The 24,610-nt window shown below is 68.4% G+C and carries 25 protein-coding genes; 12 read left to right on the forward strand and 13 right to left on the reverse strand.

All coding sequences use genetic code 11. The features are described from left to right. The 3 genes from BKN51_RS29885 to BKN51_RS29895 form a co-directional block, all read right to left on the reverse strand. Entirely contained in the window at window positions 1-1,284 is a 1,284-nt protein-coding gene (locus BKN51_RS29885) for an MFS transporter (RefSeq protein ID WP_101610811.1), read from the reverse strand. A gap of 346 nt (window positions 1,285-1,630) precedes the next feature. Next, window positions 1,631-2,311, reverse strand: a complete 681-nt coding sequence (gene pdxH / locus BKN51_RS29890) for a pyridoxamine 5'-phosphate oxidase (protein WP_101610812.1) — start codon at window positions 2,309-2,311, stop codon at window positions 1,631-1,633. A gap of 514 nt (window positions 2,312-2,825) precedes the next feature. Next, window positions 2,826-3,197 (reverse strand): hypothetical protein, encoded by a 372-nt coding sequence (locus tag BKN51_RS29895; RefSeq protein WP_101610813.1) that lies wholly within the window; start codon window positions 3,195-3,197, stop codon window positions 2,826-2,828. A 390-nt stretch (window positions 3,198-3,587) separates the two neighbouring features. Between BKN51_RS29895 and BKN51_RS29900 the strand changes: the two genes are divergently transcribed. Genes BKN51_RS29900 through BKN51_RS29930 form a run of 7 tightly spaced genes read left to right on the forward strand, consistent with a single transcriptional unit; the run spans window position 3,588 to window position 10,414 of the window. Beyond that, window positions 3,588-4,592 (forward strand): ABC transporter substrate-binding protein, encoded by a 1,005-nt coding sequence (locus BKN51_RS29900; protein ID WP_168214418.1) that lies wholly within the window; start codon window positions 3,588-3,590, stop codon window positions 4,590-4,592. After that, window positions 4,589-5,548, forward strand: a complete 960-nt coding sequence (locus BKN51_RS29905) for an ABC transporter permease (protein WP_101610815.1) — start codon at window positions 4,589-4,591, stop codon at window positions 5,546-5,548. Before BKN51_RS29900 ends, BKN51_RS29905 begins: the two co-directional genes overlap by 4 nt. Next, entirely contained in the window at window positions 5,545-6,321 is a 777-nt protein-coding gene (locus tag BKN51_RS29910; RefSeq protein ID WP_101610816.1) for an ABC transporter ATP-binding protein, read from the forward strand. The genes BKN51_RS29905 and BKN51_RS29910 overlap by 4 nt, the downstream gene beginning before the upstream one ends. Before the next feature lie 14 nt (window positions 6,322-6,335). Next, window positions 6,336-9,020 (forward strand): sensor histidine kinase, encoded by a 2,685-nt coding sequence (locus BKN51_RS29915; protein WP_101610817.1) that lies wholly within the window; start codon window positions 6,336-6,338, stop codon window positions 9,018-9,020. Beyond that, window positions 9,017-9,442, forward strand: a complete 426-nt coding sequence (locus BKN51_RS29920; protein WP_005156032.1) for a roadblock/LC7 domain-containing protein — start codon at window positions 9,017-9,019, stop codon at window positions 9,440-9,442. The genes BKN51_RS29915 and BKN51_RS29920 overlap by 4 nt, the downstream gene beginning before the upstream one ends. A 20-nt stretch (window positions 9,443-9,462) precedes the next feature. Next, complete coding sequence (locus BKN51_RS29925) at window positions 9,463-9,843, forward strand: DUF742 domain-containing protein (protein WP_101610818.1); 381 nt, start codon at window positions 9,463-9,465, stop codon at window positions 9,841-9,843. Continuing rightward, window positions 9,821-10,414 (forward strand): GTP-binding protein, encoded by a 594-nt coding sequence (locus BKN51_RS29930; protein ID WP_101610819.1) that lies wholly within the window; start codon window positions 9,821-9,823, stop codon window positions 10,412-10,414. Before BKN51_RS29925 ends, BKN51_RS29930 begins: the two co-directional genes overlap by 23 nt. Before the next feature lie 71 nt (window positions 10,415-10,485). Here the strand turns inward: BKN51_RS29930 and BKN51_RS29935 are convergent, their stop codons facing one another. Next, window positions 10,486-11,106, reverse strand: coding sequence for a TetR/AcrR family transcriptional regulator (locus tag BKN51_RS29935; RefSeq protein WP_101610820.1), 621 nt, complete (start codon window positions 11,104-11,106; stop codon window positions 10,486-10,488). A 91-nt stretch (window positions 11,107-11,197) separates the two neighbouring features. Here BKN51_RS29935 and BKN51_RS29940 point away from each other — a divergent pair, with 91 nt between their 5' ends. Continuing rightward, window positions 11,198-12,289 (forward strand): lipase family protein, encoded by a 1,092-nt coding sequence (locus BKN51_RS29940; protein WP_101610821.1) that lies wholly within the window; start codon window positions 11,198-11,200, stop codon window positions 12,287-12,289. An 86-nt stretch (window positions 12,290-12,375) separates the two neighbouring features. Here the strand turns inward: BKN51_RS29940 and BKN51_RS29945 are convergent, their stop codons facing one another. The 6 genes from BKN51_RS29945 to BKN51_RS29970 are packed head-to-tail and all read right to left on the reverse strand — an operon-like array spanning window position 12,376 to window position 16,770. Further along, window positions 12,376-13,074 carry an urease accessory protein UreD gene (locus tag BKN51_RS29945; protein WP_101610822.1) on the reverse strand — a complete coding sequence of 233 codons (699 nt, stop codon included), beginning with the start codon at window positions 13,072-13,074 and terminating at the stop codon, window positions 12,376-12,378. Then, a complete protein-coding gene (gene ureG, locus BKN51_RS29950) occupies window positions 13,071-13,778 on the reverse strand; it encodes an urease accessory protein UreG (protein WP_101610823.1) in 708 nt (235 codons plus the stop codon). Before ureG ends, BKN51_RS29945 begins: the two co-directional genes overlap by 4 nt. Next, window positions 13,768-14,442, reverse strand: coding sequence for an urease accessory protein UreF (locus BKN51_RS29955; RefSeq protein WP_101610824.1), 675 nt, complete (start codon window positions 14,440-14,442; stop codon window positions 13,768-13,770). The genes ureG and BKN51_RS29955 overlap by 11 nt, the downstream gene beginning before the upstream one ends. Continuing rightward, window positions 14,442-16,163: an urease subunit alpha gene (locus BKN51_RS29960; protein ID WP_101610825.1), complete on the reverse strand. Its 1,722-nt coding sequence runs from the start codon at window positions 16,161-16,163 to the stop codon at window positions 14,442-14,444. Before BKN51_RS29960 ends, BKN51_RS29955 begins: the two co-directional genes overlap by 1 nt. Further along, a complete protein-coding gene (locus tag BKN51_RS29965) occupies window positions 16,163-16,456 on the reverse strand; it encodes an urease subunit beta (RefSeq protein WP_101610826.1) in 294 nt (97 codons plus the stop codon). Before BKN51_RS29965 ends, BKN51_RS29960 begins: the two co-directional genes overlap by 1 nt. An 11-nt stretch (window positions 16,457-16,467) precedes the next feature. Continuing rightward, window positions 16,468-16,770 carry an urease subunit gamma gene (locus tag BKN51_RS29970; RefSeq protein ID WP_101610827.1) on the reverse strand — a complete coding sequence of 101 codons (303 nt, stop codon included), beginning with the start codon at window positions 16,768-16,770 and terminating at the stop codon, window positions 16,468-16,470. Between the two features lie 292 nt (window positions 16,771-17,062). Here BKN51_RS29970 and BKN51_RS29975 point away from each other — a divergent pair, with 292 nt between their 5' ends. Further along, a complete protein-coding gene (locus BKN51_RS29975) occupies window positions 17,063-18,214 on the forward strand; it encodes a citrate synthase 2 (protein WP_101610828.1) in 1,152 nt (383 codons plus the stop codon). A gap of 51 nt (window positions 18,215-18,265) precedes the next feature. Here the strand turns inward: BKN51_RS29975 and BKN51_RS29980 are convergent, their stop codons facing one another. Genes BKN51_RS29980 through BKN51_RS29990 form a run of 3 tightly spaced genes read right to left on the reverse strand, consistent with a single transcriptional unit; the run spans window position 18,266 to window position 22,122 of the window. Continuing rightward, window positions 18,266-18,856, reverse strand: a complete 591-nt coding sequence (locus BKN51_RS29980; protein WP_101610829.1) for a TetR/AcrR family transcriptional regulator — start codon at window positions 18,854-18,856, stop codon at window positions 18,266-18,268. Between the two features lie 23 nt (window positions 18,857-18,879). After that, window positions 18,880-20,571, reverse strand: a complete 1,692-nt coding sequence (locus BKN51_RS29985; RefSeq protein WP_101610830.1) for an SDR family oxidoreductase — start codon at window positions 20,569-20,571, stop codon at window positions 18,880-18,882. A 51-nt stretch (window positions 20,572-20,622) separates the two neighbouring features. Beyond that, window positions 20,623-22,122: an MFS transporter gene (locus tag BKN51_RS29990; RefSeq protein ID WP_101610831.1), complete on the reverse strand. Its 1,500-nt coding sequence runs from the start codon at window positions 22,120-22,122 to the stop codon at window positions 20,623-20,625. A gap of 90 nt (window positions 22,123-22,212) precedes the next feature. Here BKN51_RS29990 and BKN51_RS29995 point away from each other — a divergent pair, with 90 nt between their 5' ends. From BKN51_RS29995 to BKN51_RS30005, 3 genes are read left to right on the forward strand one after another with little or no spacing between them, the layout of a single operon-like run. Beyond that, window positions 22,213-22,806: a TetR/AcrR family transcriptional regulator gene (locus BKN51_RS29995; RefSeq protein WP_101610832.1), complete on the forward strand. Its 594-nt coding sequence runs from the start codon at window positions 22,213-22,215 to the stop codon at window positions 22,804-22,806. 48 nt (window positions 22,807-22,854) lie between these two features. Beyond that, a complete protein-coding gene (locus BKN51_RS30000) occupies window positions 22,855-23,598 on the forward strand; it encodes a type IV toxin-antitoxin system AbiEi family antitoxin domain-containing protein (RefSeq protein ID WP_101610833.1) in 744 nt (247 codons plus the stop codon). Between the two features lie 45 nt (window positions 23,599-23,643). Next, on the forward strand, window positions 23,644-24,573 hold the full coding sequence (locus BKN51_RS30005) for a nucleotidyl transferase AbiEii/AbiGii toxin family protein (RefSeq protein ID WP_101610834.1): 930 nt from the start codon (window positions 23,644-23,646) through the stop codon (window positions 24,571-24,573). Window positions 24,574-24,610: the final 37 nt, after the last annotated feature.

Raw genomic sequence — 24,610 nt, forward strand, 5'->3', positions numbered from 1 at the left:
TCAGTCCACCGGGGCCCGGTACCGCCAGAAGGACGGGATCAGCAGCGCCGCGGCGATGACCAGCACGATGACCAGCACCCCGCCGCCGGAGGCCGCGGCCGCGGTGCCGACACCGGCGGCGGCCCAGCCGTGGGTGAGGTCGGCGATGCGCGGGCCGCCCGCGACGACGACGGTGAACACGCCCTGCAGCCGTCCGCGCATCTCGTCGGTGGTGGCGACCTGGAGGATCGACATCCGGTAGATCGCGCTGACCATGTCGGCGGCCCCGGCGAGCGCCATGAAGAAGACCGCGAGCCACAGCGAATTCGCGAGACCGAAGCCGACGATCGCGCCGCCCCAGACGCAGACCGAGACGATCACGCCGACACCCTGCTTCTGGATCCTCGTCAGCCAGCCGGAGAAGAGACCGATCAGCATCGCGCCCGCCGGGAGCGCGGCGTAGAGCCAGCCCAGTGCCGGGCCGCCGCCGGGCGGGTCGCCGAAGGTGCGCTCGGCCATCTCCGGGATCAGCGCGCGTGGCATGCCGGCCACCATCGCGATGATGTCGACGAGGAAGGAGGCCAGCAGGATCTTCTGTGTCGCCAGGTACTTGAAGCCGTCGATGATGTCGCGGATCCCGGCACGGCGCGCGACCTCGCCGAGCGGCGGGATCGGGGGCAGCTTCCAGACCGCGATGAGGGTCAGGGTCAGCGCGACGACGTCGATCAGGTAGAGCGTCGAGAGACCGAGGATCGGGATCAGCGATCCGGCGAGCAGCGGTCCGAAGACCGCGCCGAAGGTGGCCATCGTGCTGCTCAGCGCGGTCGCGGGCGCGATCAGGTTGTCCGGCACCAGCCGGGCGACGACGGCGCCGCGGGTCGGCATGTTGATCGCGAAGAACGCCTGGTTGACCGCAAGCAGCGCGAGCACGAGCCAGACGGAGCCGAGGTTCAGGAACGCCTGGAGCCACAGGACCGCCGAAGTGACGGTGACCCCGACGTTGGTGACGAGCAGGAGTTTCCGGCGGTCGACCGCGTCCGCGATGGCGCCGCCCCAGAGACCGAAGACGAGCAGCGGGACCAGGGCGACCAGGCCGGTCAGGCCGACGTAGGCCGAAGATCCGGTGAGGTCGAAGACCTGCTTGGGGACCGCGACGGCGGTGAGCTGGCTGCCGACGGCTGTGACCGCGGTGGACAGCCAGAGGCGGCGGAACGCGGGGATCTTGAGCGGCCGGGTGTCCACGACGATCGAGCCGAACAGCTTGCGGACACCTTTACGCTGCTCAGCCCCCACGTCGTTACTCACAACCCGACAGCTTAGCCGCGCTAACTAACCAAATGCGCGCGATTTACGTCACCGCCCCCGCACCCGAAGGCCCCCTTCACCACGTCAGACGCGGCGAAGGGCGCTTTCACCACGTGAGATGCGGGGAAAGTCCCCTCGGCCCCCACCCGTCAGGCGACCGAGGCTCGGTGCCCCCACGCGTCTCCCGGGAGCGCGCCAGCGCGACGGGGAGACTTCACCGCCGCGCGCCCTCTTTCGGGCCGCAGGCCCACGAAAACGCGATGAAGGGGCGCCCTCCGCTCTCAACGCGAGTTGCAAGCGGCTCGGCGCCCCTTCGGCGCGCTTTTCGTCAGCGCGCTGGCCAAAATTACGGCGCGACGCGCTCGATCTGCCAGCCGTCGTCGGTGCGGACGTAGCGGAGCCGGTCGTGCATGCGGTCCTCGCGGCCCTGCCAGAACTCGACGACGTCGGGCCGGATGCGCCAGCCTCCCCAGTGCGGCGGGAATGGGATCTTCTCGACGTCGGCGAAGCGGCGCTCGATGCCGTGAAGCGCGGTCTCGAGGGCGCGACGGCCGTCGACGACGCGGGACTGCGGCGAAGCCCAGGCGCCGAGCTGCGAGCCTCGCGGGCGGGAAGCCCAGTACTCGGCGGTCTCGGCGACGTTGACCTTCTCGACCTCGCCGCGCACGTGGACCTGACGCTGCAGGGCGTACCACGGGAAGGTGATCGACGCGTAGCGCGTCGCGGTGAGGTCGTGGCTCTTCGTCGACGTGTAGTTCGTGTAGAACACGACGCCGCGTTCGTCGAGGCCCTTGCACAGGACGGTCCGGGAGGACGGCCTGCCCTCCGGGTCGGCCGTGGCGAGCACCATCGCGTTCGGTTCGGCGACCCCGGCGGAGACGGCCTGGTTCAGCCAGTCCTGCAGCTGAGCCGTCCAGGTCTCCGCCAGCGCGGACTCGTCGAACGCGGCCCCTTCGTAGGCCACGCGCATTCCGGGCAGGCGCACAACGGCGTCACCGTCCACGCCATCCTTGATCTCCGGCATCATCCGCCAAACCTCCGCACCCGGTCAGGGCATCTGTGACTTCGGCTTTGCCGCCGACGGTATTGCCTAGAAGGCGGCGGCGAAACCCACTGAACGGTGACACCCGCCACCCCCGGTTGATCATCTGTGCGTAACCGCCGGACCGCAAGCCGTTACCTCCCGGTTACCTGCCGGTCCCTGATCGATCAAGGGCTCGCGAGTGGCAAGGACGGTTAGAACCGTCCTTGCCACTCACGAGCCCTTGAATTCACGAAAACTTATTATTCGAAAATCGGCGACCCTTCGACAATTCCCGCGTCGCCCTTTTTCCTGATTTCGAACAATTGATTACGACATTCGGCCCATCGTCCGTCTCGCCACCCCGATGGCGCGTCTAATTCTGTCAAACGATAGAAATTACCCTCGCGACACATACTCGCGAGTTGTGCCAAGCCTCTCGATCGCGAGACGCGGCGAAGGCCGCCCTCGGGAGGGTCGAAATCCCGAAACCGGCCTTCGCTTCTTCTGTCTCGCCCTGTCAGTTCGTGACAGTGAACTCCGCGCGAACAATCCATCCCCAACAGTCGTACGACGCCGTGTACCGGCCCGGCACCGTCCCCACCGGACCGTCGCCCCGCAACGCGACACCGATGCCGCCGGTGCCGCCGTCCCCCACCACCCGCAAGGGAATCGGCGTGGCGAGACCGTCCGCGACGAGGGTCTTCGCGAGCTCGCCGGCACCGGACGGGCGCAGGCAATAGATGTCCGCTGTCACCGTCCCACCTGCGACGATGGCGTTGGGACTCAAGACGAGACTGGACGGTCTGGTCGCGTTCGCCTGTCCCGCTCCGACCATCGTGGACACGATCGCCGCCCCCGCGACGCACAACGCGGCCGAACGAAATTTCATCTTCTGCTCCCTCCAGGAGACGGGCGAAGATTTCACCCGTCACCCGATGGACGCGCCTCCGGCGGCACCGGGTTGCCCACCGGCCGGGACGCCGCCCGTTGGGGCGAACGCTCCTGATTTAGCAGAATGTGACAGCAAATCGTGCAAGAGCTGATGATCACACTAGGTAGACCTTGCGCCACTCGATAGGATCGCCGCCGAGAGCAACGGGGTGATCACCTCTATCCAGTGTGTTCAGAGGTTTGGATGGGACGGCCGGGTGTGCGGCCGCTCCGTCCGCTATTGCCGGCCGGGCTTCCGAGAGGGAGTTCGACGTCGGTCGATCACTCCTGCGCTCGAGCCGCCGGAACTTTCTACGACCTTGTTACTCCCCTTCCCCAGGAGTGCGTTGTGATTTCCCGTTCCCGCCGTGTCATGACGGCGTTGTTGTGTGCCCTTTCGCTGGCTGGCGTGACGGCCCTTTCGGCCTGTTCCGACAGCACGGCCGCTTCCGGCACCAAGGTCACCATCGGCTACAGCGCTTGGCCGGGCTGGTTCCCGTGGGCCGTCGCCCAGGAGAAGGGCCTCTTCGAGAAGAACGGCGTGAGCGTCGACCTGAAGTGGTTCGACAGCTACACCGAGAGCATCAACGCACTCTCCTCGGGCGCGATCGACGCGAACAGCCAGACCCTGAACGACACCCTCGCCTCCGTCAGTGGTGGCGCGAAGCTGTCGGTGGTCCTGGTCAACGACAACTCGACAGGCAACGACAAGATCATCGCCCGCCAGGGGATCACCGGCGTCGCCGACCTCAAGGGCAAGAAGATCGCCGTCGAGCAGGGCACCGTCGACCACTACCTCCTGCTGCTCGCGCTGCAGGAGGCGAAACTGACCGAAAAGGACGTCCAGCTGGTCCCGCTGCTGACCGACGCCGCCGCGGCCGCGTTCGTCGGCGAGCAGGTCGACGCGGTCGCCGCCTTCGCCCCCTTCACCTCGAAGGCGCTCGAGCGCCCCGGCAGCCGCGCGATCGCGACGTCCGCCGAATTCCCCGGTGCCATCCCTGACCACCTCGTCGTCTCCGAGCAGATGTCCAAGGAGCGCAAGAAGGAGGTCCAGGCGCTGGTGACCACCTGGTTCCAGACGATCGACTGGATCAAGCAGAACCGGGACGAGGCCGTGCAGATCATGGCCAAACGCGGCGCGGTGTCGATCGACGAGTACAAGAGCTACGACGCGGGCACCACGATCTTCACCAAGCAGCAGAACCTCGACGCGTTCACCCCGGGCGTCACTCCCGCCCACCTGAATTTCCAGGCCGGCAAGATCGCCGACTTCATCATCTCCAACGGGCTCGCGCAGAACCGGCCCAACTTCGACGGGCTGTTCGACGACCAGTACGTCAAGGCGGTGAAGTGAGCACCACGGATTCGGCCCGTCGGGCCACTCAGCGGACGGACGCCGCTGACGAGGCCGAGGCGCGCCGACTCGACGACGAGCAGCGGCTCGCCGAAGCGCAGGAAGGCCGTCTCCGGGATGGCAAGCGACCGGACTGGTCGCCGCTGCCGCGCCGGGCGGGCCTCAAGCCGAACGCCTCCCCGCTGTTCTCGCTCCGGACACCGATCCCCGCGCGCTGGCGGTGGACGCTGGCGGTGGCCTCGTTCGCGATCCCGCTGCTGATCTGGGTGACGCTGAACGCGCTGGGCACCATCAAGCCCACGTTCCTGCCGACCCCGGTCGCGGTGTTCGACGCGCTGCTCAAGATGATCGAGTCCGGCGAACTGTTCAGCGACCTCTGGGCCACCACCCAGCGGGTCCTGCTCGGCTTCGGGCTCGCGGTGCTCGTCTCGATCCCGCTCGGCATCGTGATGGGGACGTTCAACGCGGGACTGGCGCTGTTCGAGCCGGTCATCGCGATGCTGCGCTACCTGCCGGCGAGCGCGTTCATTCCGCTGCTGATGATCTGGCTCGGCCTCGGCGAACCGTCGAAAGTCGCGGTCCTGTTCCTCGGCACGGTCTTCTTCAACACGCTGATGACGGCCGACGCCGTCCGCGGGGTGCCGCGTTCGCTGATCGACGTGTCCTACACGCTCGGCGCGCGGCGCGGCGAGGTCCTGCGCAAGGTGATCGTCCCGCATGCGCTGCCCGGCATGATCGACGCGACCCGCGTCAACGCCGCGGCCGCGTGGAACTTCGTGGTGGTCGCCGAACTGATCAACGCCACCGCCGGTCTCGGCCTGCGGATCATGCGGGCGCAGCGGTTCACCCAGACCGACCGGATCTTCGCGCTGCTGATCGTGATCGGCCTGCTCGGACTGGTCATCGACATCGCGTTGCGGCAGCTGCGGACGCGCGTCGGGAAGTGGGCGGTATGACGCTCCAGCTGAAGGCCGTGGCCAAGGACTACACCGTCCGCGGCAAGACCACCCGGGCGCTCGACGGGATCGATCTCGACATCGCGCGCGGCGACTTCGTGTGCGTGGTCGGCGCGAGCGGCTCCGGCAAGTCGACGCTGCTCTCGCTGATCGCCGGGCTGGCGGAACCGTCCGAGGGCCTGATCACCCTCGACGGCGACGCGGTGACCGGGCCCGGCCCGGATCGCGGGCTGGTGTTCCAGCACGGGGCGCTGTACCCGTGGCGCTCGGTGGAGAGCAACGTCGCGTTCGGACTCGAACTGCTGAACCTCGACAAAACCGAGCGGGCGCGCCGCGTCGACTGGTATCTCGAGGAGACCGGGCTCGACGGGTTGCGGAAGTCGTTGCCCAAACAGCTTTCCGGCGGGCAGAAGCAGCGGGTCGCGATCGCGCGGGCACTGGTGTGCGAACCCGACGTCCTGCTGCTGGACGAACCTTTCGGCGCGCTGGACGTCCAGACCAAAGAAGACATGCAGGTCCTGATCCGCCGGATCTGGACCGACACCGGCACCACCGTGCTGATGGTGACCCACGACGTCGAAGAGGCAGTGTTCCTCGGAAGACGCGTCGTGGTGCTCGCCTCGGACCCGGGCCGGGTGGCCGCGGACATCGTGGTCGACCTGCCCGGTGAACGCGACCTCGCGGTCAAACGCGCGCCGGAGTTCCTCGCGTTGCGCGCGTCCATCGAAGATCTCGTCCGGGAGCAGCACCGCGGGCACCTCGGACGAAGCTGAGAAGAAAGGTGATCATGAGGCACGGGAAGACCCGGCCGGAACGCACCCCGCGTTCCGGGTTGCTCGGCAGACTCGGCATCCGGGGCAAGCTCAACCTGCTCCTGATGTTGCCGCTGACCGCCGTGGTCCTGGTGTCGGTGCCTTACGTCGCCGGGGAGATCGACGACGCCCGGTCCGCCCGCACCACCGCCGACGTCGCGTCGCAGGCACGCGCCCTCGGCACGCTGGCGTGGGAACTGCAGCGGGAACGGCTGCTGACGGCGCACTACATCGCGTCGTCAACGGCCGGCAGCGGGGCCATGCAGAAGCAGCAGGGCGTCGTCGCGGACACGGTGAACCGGGTGCGTTCGCAGCTGAGCGCCGACGCGCCGGAGGAACTCGCGGCCGCCCTGGTGCGGATCGGGTCGCTGAGCGAGATCCGGGAGAACGCGCTCCGGCGCGGTGCCTCGCTGGACAGCGTGGCGCGGACGTACCACGCGGTGATCGACTCGGTCATCAACTCGCTCCGCCTCGTCCCGCAGCAGACCAGTGACGCGGAGGGCACCCGGCAGCTGACCGCGCTCGACGCGCTGCTGCGCGCGAACGAGGAGAACTCGCTGCGCGGGATGGCGCTGATCATCGTGCTGATCACCCCGGATTCGGGTGAGCCGGTGCTGGACGACGCGAAGCAGCAGGCGTCGCTGTTCCTCGAACGGTTCGTGCAGCAGGCCGACGTCACCCAGGCGACGCAGGTCGTCTCGGTGGAACAGGGCGAGACGGGCCGCCGGGTCGACGCGCTGGAGACCAGGCTTCCGGACACCCGGGGGCAACAGGCCGTGCAGGCCTTGCTGCCGGACATCCTCGGCGCCGTCGAGGCCCAGTCGAACCAGCGACGGCTCGCCCAGGACGCGGTCACCACCGGCATCACCGACGCGGCGACCGCGCGAGCGGACGCCGCGCAGAACCTGGCGTGGACGATCGGTGTCGGCGCCGGCGTGCTGTTCCTGCTGGTCGGTGGTCTCGCGATCGCGGTCAGCCGGTCGATCGCGGATCCGCTGCGGAAGCTGACCACGGCGGCGACGTCGGTCGCGGACCTCGCGAGTACCGAACTGGTCCGCGTGACCGACACCGAGCAGGCCGAAGAACTCGCGCCGCGGCTCGCCACCATCGACGTGTCCTCCCAGGACGAACTCGGCAAACTGGCCGAGGCGTTCAACCGGGTGCAGGCCACCGCGGCCGAACTGGTGGAACGGCAGGCCGTCACGCGGCGCAACGTCGGCCTGATGTTCGCCAACGTCGCGAAGCGGACGCAGAACCTGGTGGGCAGGCAGCTGGCGCTGGTCGACGAACTGGAGCGCAACGAGCAGGACGTCGCCCTGCTGGCGAGTCTCTACCGGCTCGACCACCTCTCCACCCGTCTGCGCCGGAACGCGGACAACCTCCTCGTCGTTTCGGGAAACCGCGACGAGGCAAGGATTTCCGGACCGATCGAACTGTCGACCGCGTTGCGTTCGGCGCTCGCGGAGATCGAGGACTACCAGCGGGTCCGGCTGGGCTCGATGGGCGACGTCCTGCTGTCGTCACCGTTCGGTTCGGATCTGGTGCTGATCTTCGCCGAGCTGCTGGAGAACGCGACCTCGTTCTCCCCGCCGGAGTCCTTTGTGGACGTCGGCACGAAGATCCTGCCCGACGGCTCCTGCCTGATCGTGATCGTGGACCAGGGCATCGGCATGACCGCCGAACGGCTCGCCGAGGAGAACCGGCGACTGGTCGAACGCGAGCGGCTCGAACTGGCGCCGACCAGTGTGCTCGGGCTGTTCGTGGTCGGGCGGCTCGCGCGGCGGCACGGGCTCAAGGTCGAACTGACCGAGACCGAGCCGGGGGCGGGCATCACCGCGCGCATCGCCGTCCCGCCGAATCTGCTTACCTACCGGCAGCCCGTGCAGAAGGCCGTTCCGCCGCCGGCGTGGCCGACGACGGAACCGGGCGACGAGCCCGCCCCGCCGCGGTCCCAGCCCAAGTCCCAGCCGCGGGACAAGGCGGCCGGACGCGAACTGCCCACACTGGCGATCGCCGGGATGATCCCGCGCGACGGCCAGCCCCCCAAGGACTTCCGGTGGTTCCGCAAGACCGACCGGGAAATCCCGGAGCCGACGCCGATGCCGGAACCCACCCCGTTGCCCGTACCAATGCCCGTTTACGAGCCTCCCGCGCCGGCACCGGTCGCCGATTCCGGGGAGACCCGCGGCGGACTGCGGCGGCGGGTCAAGGGCGCGCAGCTTCCCGGTGCCCCCGAAGCACCGTCGCGGCAGAAGTCAAGGCATGATCCAGAAGCGGCGAAAGCGGCCTTCGACGGTTTCGAGGCAGGACTCGCGAAGGCCACCGGGGGGCCAGCAGAATCGGTACCGCCGCAAGCCCCGCCGCCGCCGGTGAGCCCACCGGCGGGCAACCCGATGCCGATGCCCATGCCGACCCCGACGCCCGTTCCCGCCGCCTCCCGCGGCGGCCTCACCCGCCGGGTCCCCGGTGCCCAGCTGGCGCCGGGCCTGTCGAAAGGACCGGCCGCACGGCACCAGACCGCGCGGGCCGCCCTGAACACCGCCAAACCCAAGGGCATGCGTGACCCCGAGGCCGAACGTGCCGCGTTCGACGCCTTCAGTGACGGGTTGGAGAAAGCCGTCAACCCGGAGATGGAACAGAGAGAGAAGAGCAAGAGATGACGACCGGAGTCAGCGTCGAAGCCCGGAATTTCAACTGGTTGGTGACGCGCTTCGCACAGAACACGGCGAGCGCGATGGGCGCGATCGCCGTGTCGGCCGACGGCCTGCTGATCGCGATGTCGTCCGAGCTGGAACGCGCCAACGCCGACCGGCTGGCCGCGATCTGCTCGGCGATGCTCGGTTTGGCCCACGGTGTCTCGGAGAGCCACCCGCTCGGGTCGCCCGACAAGATCATCATCGAGCTGGAGCAGGGCTACCTGCTGGTCTGCACGATCAGCATCGGCTGCTCGCTCGGTGTGCTCGCCACCAAGCAGGCCAGCCTCGGCACGATCGCCTACGAGATGGCGATGTTCGCCAACCGGGCCACCGAGGTGCTCACCCCCGCGCTGATCGAGGAACTCAAGAAGAGTGTCGGCAGCTGAAATGACGAGGGGATAAGGGAATGAGCGACGATCAGGTACCTCGGCCCCGCGGCGGCGATCAGGGCATCTCGCCGCTGCGCCCGTATCTGCTCACCGCCGGCCGTGCGCAGCCGGTGGACGGCACGCTCGAAATCGAAGCGCAGGTGCTCACCAGCAGGCTCGGCGCGGCGTCGCAGGCGAGGTTGACCTTCGAACGACGGGAGATCGTTTCCCTTTGCCGGGACACGAAATCCGTCGCCGAAGTGGCGGCGATGCTCGGCCTGCACATCGGCGTGGCCAGGGTGCTCGTGGCGGATCTCGCCGCGCTCGGCTACGTGGTGCTCCGGCGCCCGGCCGGAGCCCTCACCCAGGACCTCGGCATGATCGAAAGGGTCATTCGTGGACTCGAAGCAATTCGCTGAACCGGCGGCGGTCAAGCCGCCGACACCGGTCAAGATCGTCATCGCGGGCGGATTCGGCGTCGGCAAGACGACCACCGTCGGGGCGATCTCGGAGATCAAACCGCTGACCACCGAGGCCGCCATGACCTCGGCCGGCGCGGCCGTCGACGGCACGAGCGGTGAGGTGCCGTCGAAGACCACCACCACGGTGGCGCTGGACTTCGGCTGCCTCACCATCGACGACGAGGTGAAGCTGTACCTCTTCGGCACGCCGGGGCAGGACCGGTTCGGCTTCATGTGGCACGACCTCGTGCTGGGCGCGCTGGGCGCGCTCGTCATCGTCGACACCCGGCGGCTCGACGACTGCTATCCGGCGGTCGACTACTTCGAGAAGGCCGGTTTGCCTTTCGTGGTCGGGGTGAACGTCTTCGACGGTTCCCTCAAGCACGACCTCGAAGACGTGCGCTGGGCGCTCGCGGTGAGCGAGGACGTCCCGCTGATCACCTTCGACGCGCGGCAACGGCTGTCGGTCCGGGACGCGCTGCTGGCCGTCCTGCACAACACCTTCCGCCGGGCGTCCACCGCATCCTGACGCGTTCAGTCCTCTAGTTGCCGTCCTTGCATACGGCATAGACCGCAACTAGAGGACGAAACGCCGGGGCGTCAGACGGGCCGGGTGATGGCGGCGAGCATCAGGGCCCGGAGTTCGGCGGCGACGTCGGCGACCGGTAACGGCGGCGTGTGCGCCTGCCACTCGCGCAGCAGTCCGGTCGCCGCGCCGACGAGCGCGATCGCGGTCAGGTGATAGTCGCGGTCCGGTGCGACGCCCGCCACGGCGGCGTGCCGGGCTTCGGACTCGATGAACGCGGCCCACCGGTCGACCCATTCCTGGTGCTGCTCCTCCAAAGCGGCGCTGACGCCGACCGCTTCGACGTAGTTCAGCCGCGGCATCCGGGGATCCGAGGTCACCGTGCTGACGAAGACGTCCAGCAGCGTCCCGATCCTGGTGACCGCGTCCGCGTCCTCCAGCCGTTCCAGGATCCCGGTGACGTGCTCCAGCGCGAGGGCGTTGATGCGCTCGTGCAGGGTCAGCAGCACCTTCTCCTTGCTCTCGAACTCCTCGTAGAAGTTCCGCGTCGAGACGCCGGCGCGCGTGCACAACTCGGTGATCTTCGCCTGCTGGTAGCCCGTCGAAGTGAACAGGTCCAGGGCCGCGGTGAGCAGGCGTTCACGCCGTTCGGCGCGCCGTTGCTCGGGTGCGACCCCGCCGTACGTGCGGGCCACTCGACCTCCCCCGATTCGGTAATAGGGATTGCCAGATGCTACCAACACCGCCTACATTGCGAAAATCTCAATTACCAAACTGGAGGCAACGGTGCTTCGGACAGTTCTGGTCTCAGCCCTCGCAGCCGCCCTGATCGGCGCGCCCGCCGCGCAAGCCGCGCCGAACGCGCCCGGGGACCTGGTCGACTACCGGCCGGTGATCGCCACCGCCCCGGCGAAGGCCTGGAAACTCAACTACCGCTCCACCTCGGCGACCGGACAGCCGAACACGGTGTCGGGCATCCTGCTGGTCCCGCACACGCCGTGGACGAAGGGGCCGCGCCCGCTGGTCAGCTACGCCGTCGGCACCCACGGCCTCGGCGACCGCTGCGCGCCGTCGACCCGGCTGACGAACGGGTCCGAGAACGAAGTCCTCCTGATGAGCCAAGCGCTTTCGCGCGGCTGGGCGGTCGTCGTGACCGACTACGAAGGCCTCGGCACCCCGGGCACGCACACCTACGCCGTCGGCCAGTCCGAAGGCCGGGCCGTCCTCGACGCCGCCCGCGCCGCCTCCCGCGTCCCCGAAGCGGGCCTGTCCAAGACCGGACCGGTCGGCGTTTTCGGTTACTCACAAGGAGGTCAGGCCGCGGCGTTCGCCGGCGAGCTGCAGCCGTCCTACGCGCCCGACGTCAACCTGGTCGGCGTCGCGGAAGGCGGTGTCCCGGCGGATCTGAACGCGGTCCTGAAGTTCAACGACGGCGGACCGGCGTTCGGGCTGGTGCTCGGCGCCGCTGTCGGCTACTCGACGGCGTACCCGGAACTACCCTTCAACGACGTGCTCAACGCGAAGGGCGAGAGGGCCGTCGCGAAGGTCAAGGAAGCGTGCACCGTCGAACTCGGCGCGGCGGCACCTTTCGCGCGGCTCAACGACTTCACGACCGTGCCGAACGTCCCGTCCGACCCGCGCTGGCAGGCCCGGCTGAGCGAGAACCAGGCGGGCAAGACCAAGCCGGGTGCGCCGGTCTACCTGTACCACGCGTCGCTGGACGAGCTGATCCCGCTTTCGGTCGGCAAGGGTCTGCGCGACCGCTACCGCGCCCTCGGCGCCGACGTCACCTGGCAGGAGTTCCCGCTGCTGGAACACATCGGCGGCGTCTCGGTGGGCGGACCGGTCGCGATGACCTGGCTGGGCACCAAGTTCTGACGGGGAGTCGGGCTGAAGGGGCCCTTCGCCGCATGCGACGCGGCGAAGGGCCCCTTTCGTCGCGTTAGATGCGGGGAAAGGGCCCTTCAGCTCAGCGGTTTGAGCGCGGTCACGGCATCGTGCGCCAATGACGTCGTGAGTGTCCCACCCGCTGCGAGCGACGTCCGGGACCACCACTCGCCGGACGCCTCGGGCAGCTCCGGGCCACCGACGACCAGGTCGGTCGCCAGCACCCTGCGTCCGGCCAGATGCGCGAGACTGGAGTCCAAAGTGGAGTCCCCGATCTCCAACGTCTGGCGCAGCACCGGGACTTCCCCGCGCGTCACGTGCTGAGTGGTCACCAAAGACCCAGGCCGCTCACCTGCCCGACCGAGCACGAGCACCTCCCGCGTATGCAGGTAGGCATCGGCAGCCAGAGACGCCTTGAACACCGCGCGGTGCCGGGCTCGCGCGGTCACGACGGTCGGCTCCGGCAAGTATTCCAGCGATCCCCCGCCTTCCACCGTAACGTCCACTTCGGACACGCTTCCCTCGCCGTGCAGGCCGGGGAGCGCGATGGTCGCCGCGACTCCGGAGAGCCGCAGCGAAGCACCGGCGCAGATGCGGATGGTCAGCTTCAGTTCGTCGCCGCCGAGCGGCGACGTCGCCGAGTTGACCAGGTGCACGATCGCCGTCGCGCCGGTGCCCCGCTTCGGAAGAAGCGTGAGCGGCGCCATCGAGCGCAGCTCACGCAGTACGGTCCGGCCGCCCTCGAAGCAGGCGGTCAGCCGCGCGTGTGCCTTCACCCCGCGCGGACCGGGAGCAGCGAGCGGACCCAGGCCGCGACGTCCGGCGCGTTCGGAGTGTCCACAAGGGACTGCGTGATGACCGGCAGCTCGCCCCGCATCCGGTGCGCGTCCGACGTCATCACGTCCATGTCCGCGCCGACCAGATGCGCGATGTCGATCTTGTTGATCACCAGCAGATCCGCGGTCGTCACGCCAGGACCGCCCTTGCGCGGCACCTTGTCGCCACCAGCGACGTCGACCACGAAAACCTGGCTGTCCGCGAGCCCCCGGCTGAACACCGCGGTGAGGTTGTCGCCGCCGCTTTCGATGATCACCAGGTCCAGCCCCGGGAAGCGCTCCTCCAGCAGTTCGACGGCGTCGAGGTTGGCGGTGATGTCGTCGCGGATCGCGGTATGCGGGCAAGCCCCGGTCTGCACGGCCTCGATCCGTTCCGGGTCGAGCACTCCGGCCTTGCGCAGGAAGTCTGCGTCCTCGGTGGTGTAGATGTCGTTGGTGACGACGGCGAGGTTCACCTCGTCGCCGAGCGCCCGGCACAGCGCCGCGGTGAGCGCGGTCTTCCCGCTGCCCACCGGCCCGCCGATCCCGATCCGGTACGCGCGCCCGGCGGTCGGCGCCTGGTCGTAGTGATCGGGTTCGGCGGCGGTCGGGTCGAAGTTGACCGGGTGGACATGACCGTGTCCATGACCGTGCTCAACTGGCAAAGAGACGCACCTCTTCCTTGTGATGCCGGGCGTGTGCCTCGGCGAACAGATCGAGCGCCGGAGACCCCGGCGCCGGAAGCTCGGCCGGATCGTCCCCCGCGACTTCGGCCGCACGCAGGGAAACCTCCCGGACCTCGGCGGAGAGCCGTGCCACGACGGCGTTGACGGCGAACGGGTCGAGCCCGAGCAGCCGGACGGCCGCGCTCGCCGGACCGCTGATCGCCAGGTACGCGACCGCCATCGCAGCGTCGAAGGGCACCCCGACCAGCGCACCGACGATCACCGGATGATGCGGTCGCGGAGTTTCCTTCAATAGCCGGGAAAGCACCGGAGACGGCCACGCCGCCTTGCCCGCCCTCGCCGTTCCTCGCCCTTGCGCCCGGGACGCCTCCCGTTGCGCGAGCGACGGCGTCCGGGCGTCGAGTTCGAGGTCGAGCCGCCGCCAATGTCCACTCTGGACATTTCTGGCGGCCGCGTGCGCCGACGCCGCGGCGAACACCGCGGCCAGCGAACCCGCGGTCCGCAACCGCCCGGAGAGGAAGCCCGGCAAATCGCGTTCGTGCGTGATCAGCTTCCGGGCGACGGCCTCTTCGAGACCGCCGGAATGGACGTGCCCACCCCCGGGGAACCGGGAGTCGGCGAGGATCAGCGCGGAGAGATCCATCAGAACAAGAAATACCTTTGCGCCATCGGCAGTTCCGTCACCGGTTGCGGTTCGATCAGCTCACCGTCGACGTGCACGGCGAAACTGTCCGGCTCCACCCGGATGTCCGGCGTGGCGTCGTTGAGCACCATGTCGGCCTTGCCTCGGGAGCGGGTGTTCGAGACCGGCACCAGTGTCCGCGAGATGCCGAACCGTTCGGCCACCTCGTTGTCGATCGCTTCCTGCGCCACGAAATGGAAACTGCTCGCGGACGCGACCCTCGGGGCCGCGCCGAACATCGGCCGTGCCAGCACCGGCTGCGGTGTCGGGATGGACGCGTTCGCGTCACCCATCGCCGCCCACGCCGGGAATCCGCCTTTCAGCACGACATGCGGCCGGACGCCGAAGAACTTCGGCTCCCACAAAACGAGATCCGCGAGTTTCCCGATCTCCACCGAACCGATCTCGCGCTCCATCCCGTGCGCGATCGCGGGGTTGATCGTGTATTTGGCGACATAGCGACGAGCCCGCAGGTTGTCGGCGGCGCCGTCACCGGGCAGCGCGCCGCGCCGCCGCTTCATCACGTGCGCGGTCTGCCAGGTCCGGATGATCACCTCACCGATCCGGCCCATCGCCTGGGAATCCGAGCTCATCATGGAGATCGCGCCGAGGTCGTGCAGGACGTCCTCGGCCGCGATCGTCGTCGGCCGGATGCGGCTTTCGGCGAACGCCAGGTCCTCGGGCACGGACGGGTTCAGGTGGTGGCAGACGACGAGCATGTCGAGATGCTCGTCGAGGGTGTTCGCGGTGTGCGGGCGCGTCGGGTTCGTCGACGACGGCAGGATGTTGGGGAGCCCGGCGACCTGGATGATGTCCGGCGCGTGCCCGCCGCCCGCGCCTTCGGTGTGGTACGCGTTGATCGAACGGCCCCGGATGGCGTCCACAGTGGACTCCAGGAAACCCGCCTCGTTCAGGGTGTCGGTGTGGATCGCCACCTGGACACCGGATTCGTCGGCAACGGTGAGGCAGGCGTCGATCGCGGCCGGGGTGCTCCCCCAGTCCTCGTGCAGTTTGAACCCGCCCGCGCCGGCGGCGAGCTGCTCGCGCAGCGCCTCGTGCCGGACGGTGTTCCCTTTGCCCAGCAACAGGACGTTGACCGGCTGACCGTCCATCGCCTGCAGCATCCGGCCGAGATTCCACGCGCCGGGCGTGACCGTGGTCGCCTTGCTGCCCTCGACCGGCCCGGTCCCGCCGCCGACCAGGGTCGTCAGCCCGGACGCCAGCGCGGTATCGGTCAGCTGGGGGCAGATGAAGTGGACGTGGCAGTCGATCCCGCCCGCGGTGAGGATCTTCCCGTTGCCGGACAACACCTCCGTCGACGGTCCGACGACCAGCGCGGGATCCACACCGTCCATCGTGTCCGGGTTGCCCGCCTTGCCGATGCCGACGATCCGGCCGTCCCGGACGCCGACGTCGGCCTTGATGATCCCCCAGTGGTCCAGGATCACCGCGCCGGTGATGATCAGGTCCGGCGCTCCTTCGGCCCTGGTCGCCATCCCCTGGCCCATGGATTCGCGGATCACCTTGCCGCCGCCGAACAGCACCTCGTCCCCGCTGCCTGACGGCCCCATGCTGCGGTCTTCGGTGACCTCGATCAGCAGGTCCGTGTCCGCGAGGCGGATCCGGTCCCCGGTCGTCGGGCCGAAGAGTTCGGCGTAACGCTCACGGTCGATCGACGGCATCAGGATTCCTTCCGCAAGCCGGGCACGCGCCGGTTCCCGGCCAGCGGAACGAGGTCGACTTCCCGTTCGACGCCCGGTTCGAAACGAACCGAAGTTCCCGCGGGCACGTCGAGACGGTGCCCGCGCGCGGCTTCGCGATCGAATTCGAGTCCCGGATTGACCGCCGCGAAATGGTAGTGCGAACCGACCTGGACGGGCCGGTCGCCGAGGTTCCGCACGAGCAGCCGGACCCGCGGCCTGCCGGGATTCAGTTCGACCGGCTCCGCGCCGGTGATGATCTCTCCTGGGCGCACCCGTCCCCCTTCTAGACGATCGGGTCGTGCACGGTGACGAGCTTCGTACCGTCGGGGAAAGTGGCTTCGACCTGGACGGAATCGACCATTTCCGGCACGCCGTCCAGCACTTGTGCCCGGGAGAGCACCGACCGGCCGCCGGCGACGAGTTCGCTCACCGTCCGGCCGTCCCTGGCGCCTTCGAGAACGTGGTCGGTGATCAGTGCCACCGCCTCGGGGTAGTTCAGGAGGACCCCGCGTTCCAGGCGTTTGCGCGCTACGTCCGCCGCGACGTGGATGAGCAGTTTGTCCCGCTCCTGGGGGCTCAGGTGCATGAGAAAGGTCTATCACCGGAAACCGTCCTGCGCCGGTTCTCGAAACACAGGATTTACCTCGGCGCCCGGTACACGCAAAGTGAACGTCGCCGTAACTCTTCGCGTACGACGGCCGTTTTCACTGAATCGTTCTCGTAATCGTGACCGAAACCACCACATCTTTCGATTGCCCCTGGCCCCTACGTGGAGCAAGGTTTGTCCATCCGTGCGATGAGGCGCGCCTTCGCTGCGTGTATCCCGTCCACGCGTGAAACACAAAGCCGGGGAATGCGCATCGAAAGGTTTCACCACAGTGAGTGCCTCCACGATCAGCACCAATCAGCCGTCCGACCAGGTCGACGACGGTTTCCGACCGGGCCTCGAAGGCGTTGTCGCCTTCCGGACCGAAATCGCCGAGCCCGACCGTGACGGTGGCGCGCTGCGCTATCGCGGTGTCGACATCGAGGATCTCGCCGGCAAGGTGACCTTCGGTGACGTCTGGGGTCTTCTCGTCGACAGCCGGTTCGGCCACGGGCTACCGCCCGCCGAACCGTTCCCGCTGCCGGTGCACACCGGCGACGTCCGGGTCGACGTCCAGGCCGCGCTGGCCATGCTCGCCCCCATCTGGGGCTACCGGCCGCTGCTCGACATCACCGACGAAGAAGCCCGCGACCAGCTGGCCCGCGCTTCGGTGATGGCGCTTTCCTACGTCGCCCAGTCCGCTCGCGGCATCGGGCAGCCCGCCGTCCCGCAGACCCGGGTCGACGAGGCGAAGTCGATCACCGAGCGGTTCATGGTCCGCTGGCGCGGTGAGCCCGACCCGGCCCACGTCAAGGCCATCGACGCCTACTGGGTCTCGGCCGCCGAGCACGGTCTCAACGCCTCGACCTTCACCGCCCGCGTCATCGCCTCGACCGGTGCCGACGTCGCCGCGGCCCTGTCCGGCGCGATCGGCGCCATGTCCGGCCCGCTGCACGGCGGCGCGCCGGCGCGGGTGCTGCCGATGATCGAAGAGGTCGAGAAGACCGGCGACGCCGCCGGCCTGGTCAAGGGCATCCTGGACCGCAAGGAACGGATGATGGGCTTCGGGCACCGCGTGTACCGCGCGGAAGACCCGCGGGCGCGCGTGCTGCGCCGCACCTGCCAGGAACTCGGCGCGTCACGCTACGAGGCGGCCGCCGAACTGGAGCAGGTGGCGCTGAAGGAGCTGCGCGAGCGGCGTCCGGATCACCCGATCGAGACCAACGTCGAGTTCTGGGCGGCCGTGATCCTGGACTTCGCCCAGGTGCCGCCGCACATGATGCCCGCGATGTTCAGCTCGGCCCGCACCGCCGGCTGGGCCGCCCACATCCTGGAGCAGAAGAAGACCGGCCGCCTCGTGCGCCCGTCGGCCAAGTACGTCGGGCCGGAGCCGCGCAAGCCGGAAGACGTCGAAGGCTGGGACCTGGTCGCGAAGCAGGTCTAGCGCGTGCAATGAAAGTCCCGTTACTTGCAAATTTTGCAAGTAACGGGACTTTCATAGCGTCTGCGGGACCGAAGAATCGTGCCGAGCGGTAGTGGCGAGCATGGCCGTCAGCTGATCGACCAGCCAGCCGTCGAGCACCTCGCGCGGCACGGAGCGCTCCTGCAGCCAGCTCAGCAGGGCACCCTCGACGACAGCGGTCCAGCACCGCAAAGTCAGCATGAGCATGGGCGAGGGCTCCGGCACCACCAGCGCGTCGAGGATGAGCTCGACGGCGCGGTTGCGGACCTCGTCGATCGCCGCGTCCGTCTCCGAGGTCGCGATCACCGAACCGCTGCGCAACAGGGCGACGTAGCCCGCCCGGTAGTGGTCGGCGACGTCGATCAGCCCGCGGACGGCGGCCCGCAGCCGCGTTTCGGGCGGGCCTTCCTCGAGTCCGGCCAGGCCGTCGATGAGCCCTTCGGTGACCGTCTTCAGCGCCTCGACCTGCAGTTCCCTCAGGCTCGAGAAGTACCGGTAGAACAACGGCCTCGAGACCTCGGCGCGGGCGATGATGTCGTCGACCGTGACGAGTTCGGGCGCGCGCGAGCCGAACAGGTCCAGCGCGGCGCGGATCAGGTCCTCGCGGCGCGCCTGGGGCGACATCCGGCGAGGCCGTCTGGCGGATGTCACGGGGTGATGTCCAGCTTCGCCGCGGCCCGCAGCAGTCCGGGGGTGAGCCGGGAGAGGACGAGCGCGGCCTTGGCCTCCGGGGTCGACGGCTGGATCGCCTTGTCCTTCTCGACGGCGCGCAGGATGTCCCGCGCGACCTTCTCCGGGCCGAAGCCGCGTTTCGCGTACAGCTTGCTGCTCGACTTCTGGCGCCGCTTCTGCTCGACGTCGTCGACGCCGACGAACCGCGTGGTGCTGGTGATGTTGGTGTTCACGATGCCGGGGCAGATCGCGGTGACGCCGATGTTCTCGGCGGCGAGCTCGGCACGCAGGCACACGCTCAGCGTCAGCACGGCGGATTTCGTGGTGGCGTAGGCGGAAAGGATCTTCGACGGCAGGTACGCGGCGGCCGAGGCGACGTTGACGATCTGGCCGCCTTCGGCCCGGTCCCGCATCTGCTCGGCGAAGACGCGGCAACCGTGGATGACGCCCCACAGGTTCACGTCGATGAGGCGTTCCCAGTCCTTGACTGTCGTGTCGAGAAACGGGCCCGACAGGCCGATCCCCGCGTTGTTCACGACGATGTCCGGGACGCCGAACTCCTCCTTGACCTGCTGGGCGAACTTCTCGACCGCTTCGGCGTCGGAGGAGTCCACTGTGTACTCCCCGACGGTGACACCCTTGTCCCGCAGGAGTTTCGCGGTGTCCGCGGCCGCCGAGCCGTTGATGTCGGTGATGACGAGGTCGGCGCCCTTGTCCGCGAACGCGAGCGCCGTCGCGCGGCCGATCCCGCTGCCCGCGCCGGTGACCACGACGAGCTTGTGCGCGAAACCACCCTCTCGGGCTTGCTTGAGCGCGCGGCTTTCCTCGCCGCCTTCGACGTGGTCGATCAGCTCGGCGGTGGCGGTCGCGATCACCTGCGGCTTTTCGCGGACCACCCAGTGCGTGCCGGCGATCCGGCGGACGCGCAGATCCGGCGCCCAGCGCTCGATCTCGGTCTGCAGCGGCGTGGTGACGAACTTGTCGCCGGTGGGCGCGAGCACCTGCACCGGGATCTCGGCGTTACGCGGCTTCGGCCGGGAGAGACGCGTGAACATGTTGGCGCGGTAGAGGTTGAGCCCGTAGAGGCCGTCCGAAGTGGAGGGTGCGGCCGCCGCCGGGTCCATGCGGCCGATGAGCGCGCCCATCGCGCCGGTGCGCCACAGCAGTTGCGGGATCAAGGGAAGCTGGAAGCCGAGGATGTACGTCGAGTGCGTGCCCTGCGCGAGCGCGTTCTTGAGTCGCCTCGGATTCGGGCGCATCTGCGCGCGGAACCACGCGCCGGCGTGATCGAGGCTCGGTCCGGAGATCGACGTGAACGACGCGAGCCGTCCGCGCAGCCTGTCGCCGGTGACGGAATGCCAGGTCTGGATGGAGCCCCAGTCGTGGGCGAGCAGGTGGACCTTGCCCTCGGGCTGGACCTCGTCGACGACCGCGGCGAGGTCATCGGACAGCTGGTCCAGCTTGTAGGACTTGCGTCCCGAAGGCTTGTCCGAACGGCCCGCGCCGCGGACGTCGTAGACGACGACCCGGAAACGGCGTTCCAGCAGGGCGGCGACGCCGTCCCACATGGAGCCGTTGTCCGGATAACCGTGGACGAGCACCACCGTGGGCGCGTCGTCGACACCGGTCACCCGGACCGAGAGGCGGACACCGTCGCTGGCCGTCACCCACGTATCAGACACCCGCTTGTAAGACATAGTGTCATGTTAGACAACATGTCAATAAGGCCGCTTTTTCAGGAGCGCGCGACCCGCCGTCCATACGGTGTCGATCACGAAGACGAAGGTCCAGATCCGGCCGAGGTTCAACAGCCAGTGACCACTCGAGTTCCAGAACCAGCCGGCGTCGTGCGGGCCGCCGAACAACGCTTCGACGGGCCAGCTGTGTCCGGCCATCGCCAGCGCCGCCTGCGCGAGGACGTAGACGGCGGCGTGGATCGCCCAGTTCCGGATCGGATTCGCGCGCTTGTTCGTATCGGCCTTCACCGGTTCGGACTCTTGCGATGCCTCCTCGATCATGCGGAGCGCCGGTTCTTCCTTCTGTGACACCGTTTTCGCTGGTTCCACGGGAAACTCTGCAACTCCGACACGCCGGACGGCGCCACGAACCACGAGCGACCCGAAGAGCAGGAGCACCGCCGCTCCGAAGCAGGCGACGCGCCAGCCCGCGTCCGAGCCGTAGAGCTGACCCGCCAGGAACGTCCCGATCGTCGCTCCGAGTAGCGTCGCGCTCTCGTAGATCCCCATCGCCCGGCCGAGGCTCAGCCCGGCCGCCTCGGCGACCACCGCCTGCTCCACCGGGATGGCCGCCGCGAACGCCGCCGCGGACAGGATCCACATGACCGCGAGCACCGCCGGGCTCGGTGCGAAGGACAGCCCGGCGGCGAAGAGCGCACTCGCGACCATCGCCAGCGCGAGCACCCGCGTCCGGCCGATCTTGCGGACGAAGCCGTGCAGGTAGTCCGGCAGGATGCTGTACACGATGAACCCGGGGATGAAGACGGCCGCGATCTCCCCGAGCTGCAGCTGATGTCCGCGTTGCAGATGCATCAGGAGCAGGAGAGCGACCCCGGCCTCGGCCATCGCGGTCAACGCGACGAGCGCGAGCATCGGGCGCATCCGTTTGCCCAGTTGCAGAAGCCGCGGCGCGCCTTCCGCCCGGACCGGCGCGGATTTCGCGTTCAGCAGGACCACCGCGGCCACCACGCAGGCCGCCGCGCCGAGCCAGAACACGCCCCGGTAGTCGATCCAGGCGATCGCGGTCAGCGCGACCACGAACGCGATCCACGTGCCGCCACCTTCGGCCGCGAACAGCCTGCTGAACGCGGCGTCGTCCCTCGCGAGCCCTTCCCCCACGCGCGCCCGTAACGCGACCCAGAACAGCGCGCCGCCTGCGCCGCCGAGAACCGCGGCCAGATAGGCGACCCCGATGCCCGGCGTCACGGCATAGACCACAAAGGACAGTCCATAGAGGACTGCCCCGGCGGCGGCGACGCGGCCGCGGTCGAACCTGTCCGCGAGCGAGCCCGCGATCGGCCGGACCACGAACGACACCAGCGTCTCCAGCGCGGTCAGCGCCCCGACCTCGGCGGCCGACGCGCCGAGCTGACTCCCCACCCACAACGGCAGGAGGAAGTCGAGGACCTCCGCCGGCCCCCTGGTCAGCGCGGCGGCGAGCTGATTCTCTTCCGACCGCTTCTTTTGCGTGACTTCGTCCACCCCAGTACCCCCGTTTCGAATACGAATGTATTCTAAAAAGTACGGACGGGCAAGGCTGCCGATCGAGTCAGCGAAGGGGAAGATACGGCCGTGCCGAAGATCGTGGACCGGACCGAACGCCGACGAGAGATCGCCGGAGCCCTCTTACGCATCGTCGCGCGCGAGGGCGTCGAAGCCGTCAGCGTGCGCTCTGTCGCCACAGAGGCCGGTGTTTCCGCAGGCGCGGTGCAGAAGTACTTCTCCACCAAGGAGGACCTGTTCCGCTTCGCCCTCGACATGACGAGCGAATTCCTGGAGCAGCGCTGGAAGACCCTCGATCGGTCCGGAAACCTGCTGGACCTGCTGATACGACTGCTGATCGAGGCGATGCCGCTCGACGAACAACGCCGAGCGGAAGTGATCGTCATCAACGCCTTCACCGCGCGCGCCGCCGTCCTGCCGTCCTGGGCCGAGTTCATCCGCACCGGCTACGACGAACTGCAGGAGATCACGACGCGGTACCTCGAGGAGGCTCAGACCGCGGGTGACGTCCGAGACGACCTCGCGGCGCGCGACCTGGCCGATGCCGTGCTCGCCCTCTCGGACGGCTTCGCGAACCGGATGCTCACCTCCGCCGACCCGGCCGCTCTGCTCCCCTCCCTCGAAACCGCAGTGCACACCTTGCTGACCTCGACGCAGCGATAGTTACATTCAGATGTAACTATCGCTGCTCATGGGTGTAAATTATGCTGCATGAAGACGAGTGGCGCGCTTGAGTTGCTCGGCGCGTTCACCAGCGCCCAGTGGGGCATGGTCACCTCTCGGCAGGCCAAAGAAGTCGGCGTCGACGGTGTCACGCTGCATCGCCTGGAGCAGGCGGGCCACCTCGACCGGATCCGTCACGGCGTCTACGCGGCCACTATCGCCGTCGTTGCCGAAGCCCGGGAGGAACAAGCCGCCTGGCTGATGCTCGACGTCGCCAAGCCCGCTTGGAAGCGAACGCCTCTCGATCCGGACGGAGGGGTCGTCTCTCACGAGTCCGCCGCCCGTTTGCATCGGCTCGGCGAACTCGTCAACGACCGGATAGTCCTGACGACACCACGCCGCCGCACCAGCCGAGACCCGGACGTACGGTTCAGGACCGCCGCGCTGACCGCCGACGATGTCACGTCGATCGACGGGCTCCCCGTCACCACCGCGCTGCGCACTATCCGCGACCTGCTGGAACAGCACCTCGACGGCAGTCATGTCGCCACCATCATCCGTGAAGCCGTGGAAGCGAACTTGGTTCGCTTGGACGTACTCGCGGAGCACATCGGTCCCCACGCCTTGCGTTACGGCCTCCGCCGTTCCGGCGACGGCGAAGCGTTGCTCGAACTGCTGCTCGCCAAGGTCGGCACCACGGTCACGAGACTCGCCCACCGCCCCGCTCCTCCTCGCTCCGCCGCGGTCACCGGACGCGCACTAGAACTTGCGGAGCAGGAAATCCAGCCCTGAGAACCTATTCCAACGAGTTCGCCATGACACGCGACGATGGCGGGCATGCCATCGCAGCGTCCGAGTACACCGCGCGGTTATCTCGACTCCCAGAAGAGCCGGGCGAAGAACAGCGCGTCGAAGACCGGTGTCCCGGCCGGCGAACTGCTCCAGCTGCATTTTCACCGGCGGCTGATCGCGCGGGTGTTCCACGGAGACGACGCCTCGAACTGGGTGCTCAAAGGCGGGCAAGCACTGCTCGCGCGCTGGCCTGCCGCGCGCTACTCCACCGACGTCGATCTCTTGTCCACAGAGGACACCACCGCCGCCGCGGTCGAAGCGCTCAAGACGGCTGCCGCGCTCCGTCTCGACGACGCCATCTGGTTCTCCCACCTCAGTACCTCCGAACAGACCCATATCGAACGCCCGACCCGCAAGGTGGTGTTCATGGCGATGTTCGAGAACGCGAGCCTCAGGTACCGGGTCCCCGTCGACGTCGTCACCTCCGGGCTCACGCCACGCGGAATCATCACCACCGAGCCGCTGAAACCACCGTTCGCGAGTGAGTGCACCTCTTGGCCGAAGGTGCGGATGTTCCCGATCGAAGACCACGTCGCGGAGAAGATCTGCGCGTTGTACGAGCGCCACACGGCCAGGCTGCATCCGTCCACGCGCTACAAGGATCTCGTGGATCTCGCACTCTTCGCTTTGAAGGCACCGATTTCGGGCGAGACGATGCACGAGATCCTGCACGACGAGATCACCCGCCGCCGGAGACGTGGGCTGAGGCTGGAGGTGCCCGACGGATTCGAGGCGCCGGATCCTCGTTCCTGGACCGGTGGCTACCGCAAGGCCGCTCAAGATGTCCGTGAACTCCCCGATGAGCTTCGGACGCTCAAAGGCGTACACGTTCTCGCGGACGCCTTCATCACCCCGCTGCTCCAGGCCGAGCCTCCAGCAGGGCGATGGTGCCCCGAGGAACGAACCTGGCGGTGACACCGGTGTCCACCGAACGGTTGACAGCCGGGTTCAG

Origin of the sequence: Amycolatopsis sp. BJA-103 (assembly GCF_002849735.1) — a bacterium.
Classification (GTDB): Bacteria; Actinomycetota; Actinomycetes; order Mycobacteriales; family Pseudonocardiaceae; genus Amycolatopsis.

Coding starts and splice junctions, on each gene's coding strand:
- pdxH (WP_101610812.1), bottom strand. CDS start 2,311: ATGATGCCGGAGATCAAGGATGGCGTGGACGGTGACGCCGTTGTGCGC.
- BKN51_RS29895 (WP_101610813.1), bottom strand. CDS start 3,197: ATGAAATTTCGTTCGGCCGCGTTGTGCGTCGCGGGGGCGGCGATCGTG.
- BKN51_RS29910 (WP_101610816.1), top strand. CDS start 5,545: ATGACGCTCCAGCTGAAGGCCGTGGCCAAGGACTACACCGTCCGCGGC.
- BKN51_RS29915 (WP_101610817.1), top strand. CDS start 6,336: ATGAGGCACGGGAAGACCCGGCCGGAACGCACCCCGCGTTCCGGGTTG.
- BKN51_RS29920 (WP_005156032.1), top strand. CDS start 9,017: ATGACGACCGGAGTCAGCGTCGAAGCCCGGAATTTCAACTGGTTGGTG.
- BKN51_RS29925 (WP_101610818.1), top strand. CDS start 9,463: ATGAGCGACGATCAGGTACCTCGGCCCCGCGGCGGCGATCAGGGCATC.
- BKN51_RS29955 (WP_101610824.1), bottom strand. CDS start 14,442: ATGGATCTCTCCGCGCTGATCCTCGCCGACTCCCGGTTCCCCGGGGGT.
- BKN51_RS29960 (WP_101610825.1), bottom strand. CDS start 16,163: ATGCCGTCGATCGACCGTGAGCGTTACGCCGAACTCTTCGGCCCGACG.
- BKN51_RS29970 (WP_101610827.1), bottom strand. CDS start 16,770: ATGCACCTGAGCCCCCAGGAGCGGGACAAACTGCTCATCCACGTCGCG.
- BKN51_RS29980 (WP_101610829.1), bottom strand. CDS start 18,856: ATGTCGCCCCAGGCGCGCCGCGAGGACCTGATCCGCGCCGCGCTGGAC.
- BKN51_RS30000 (WP_101610833.1), top strand. CDS start 22,855: ATGAAGACGAGTGGCGCGCTTGAGTTGCTCGGCGCGTTCACCAGCGCC.
- BKN51_RS30005 (WP_101610834.1), top strand. CDS start 23,644: ATGCCATCGCAGCGTCCGAGTACACCGCGCGGTTATCTCGACTCCCAG.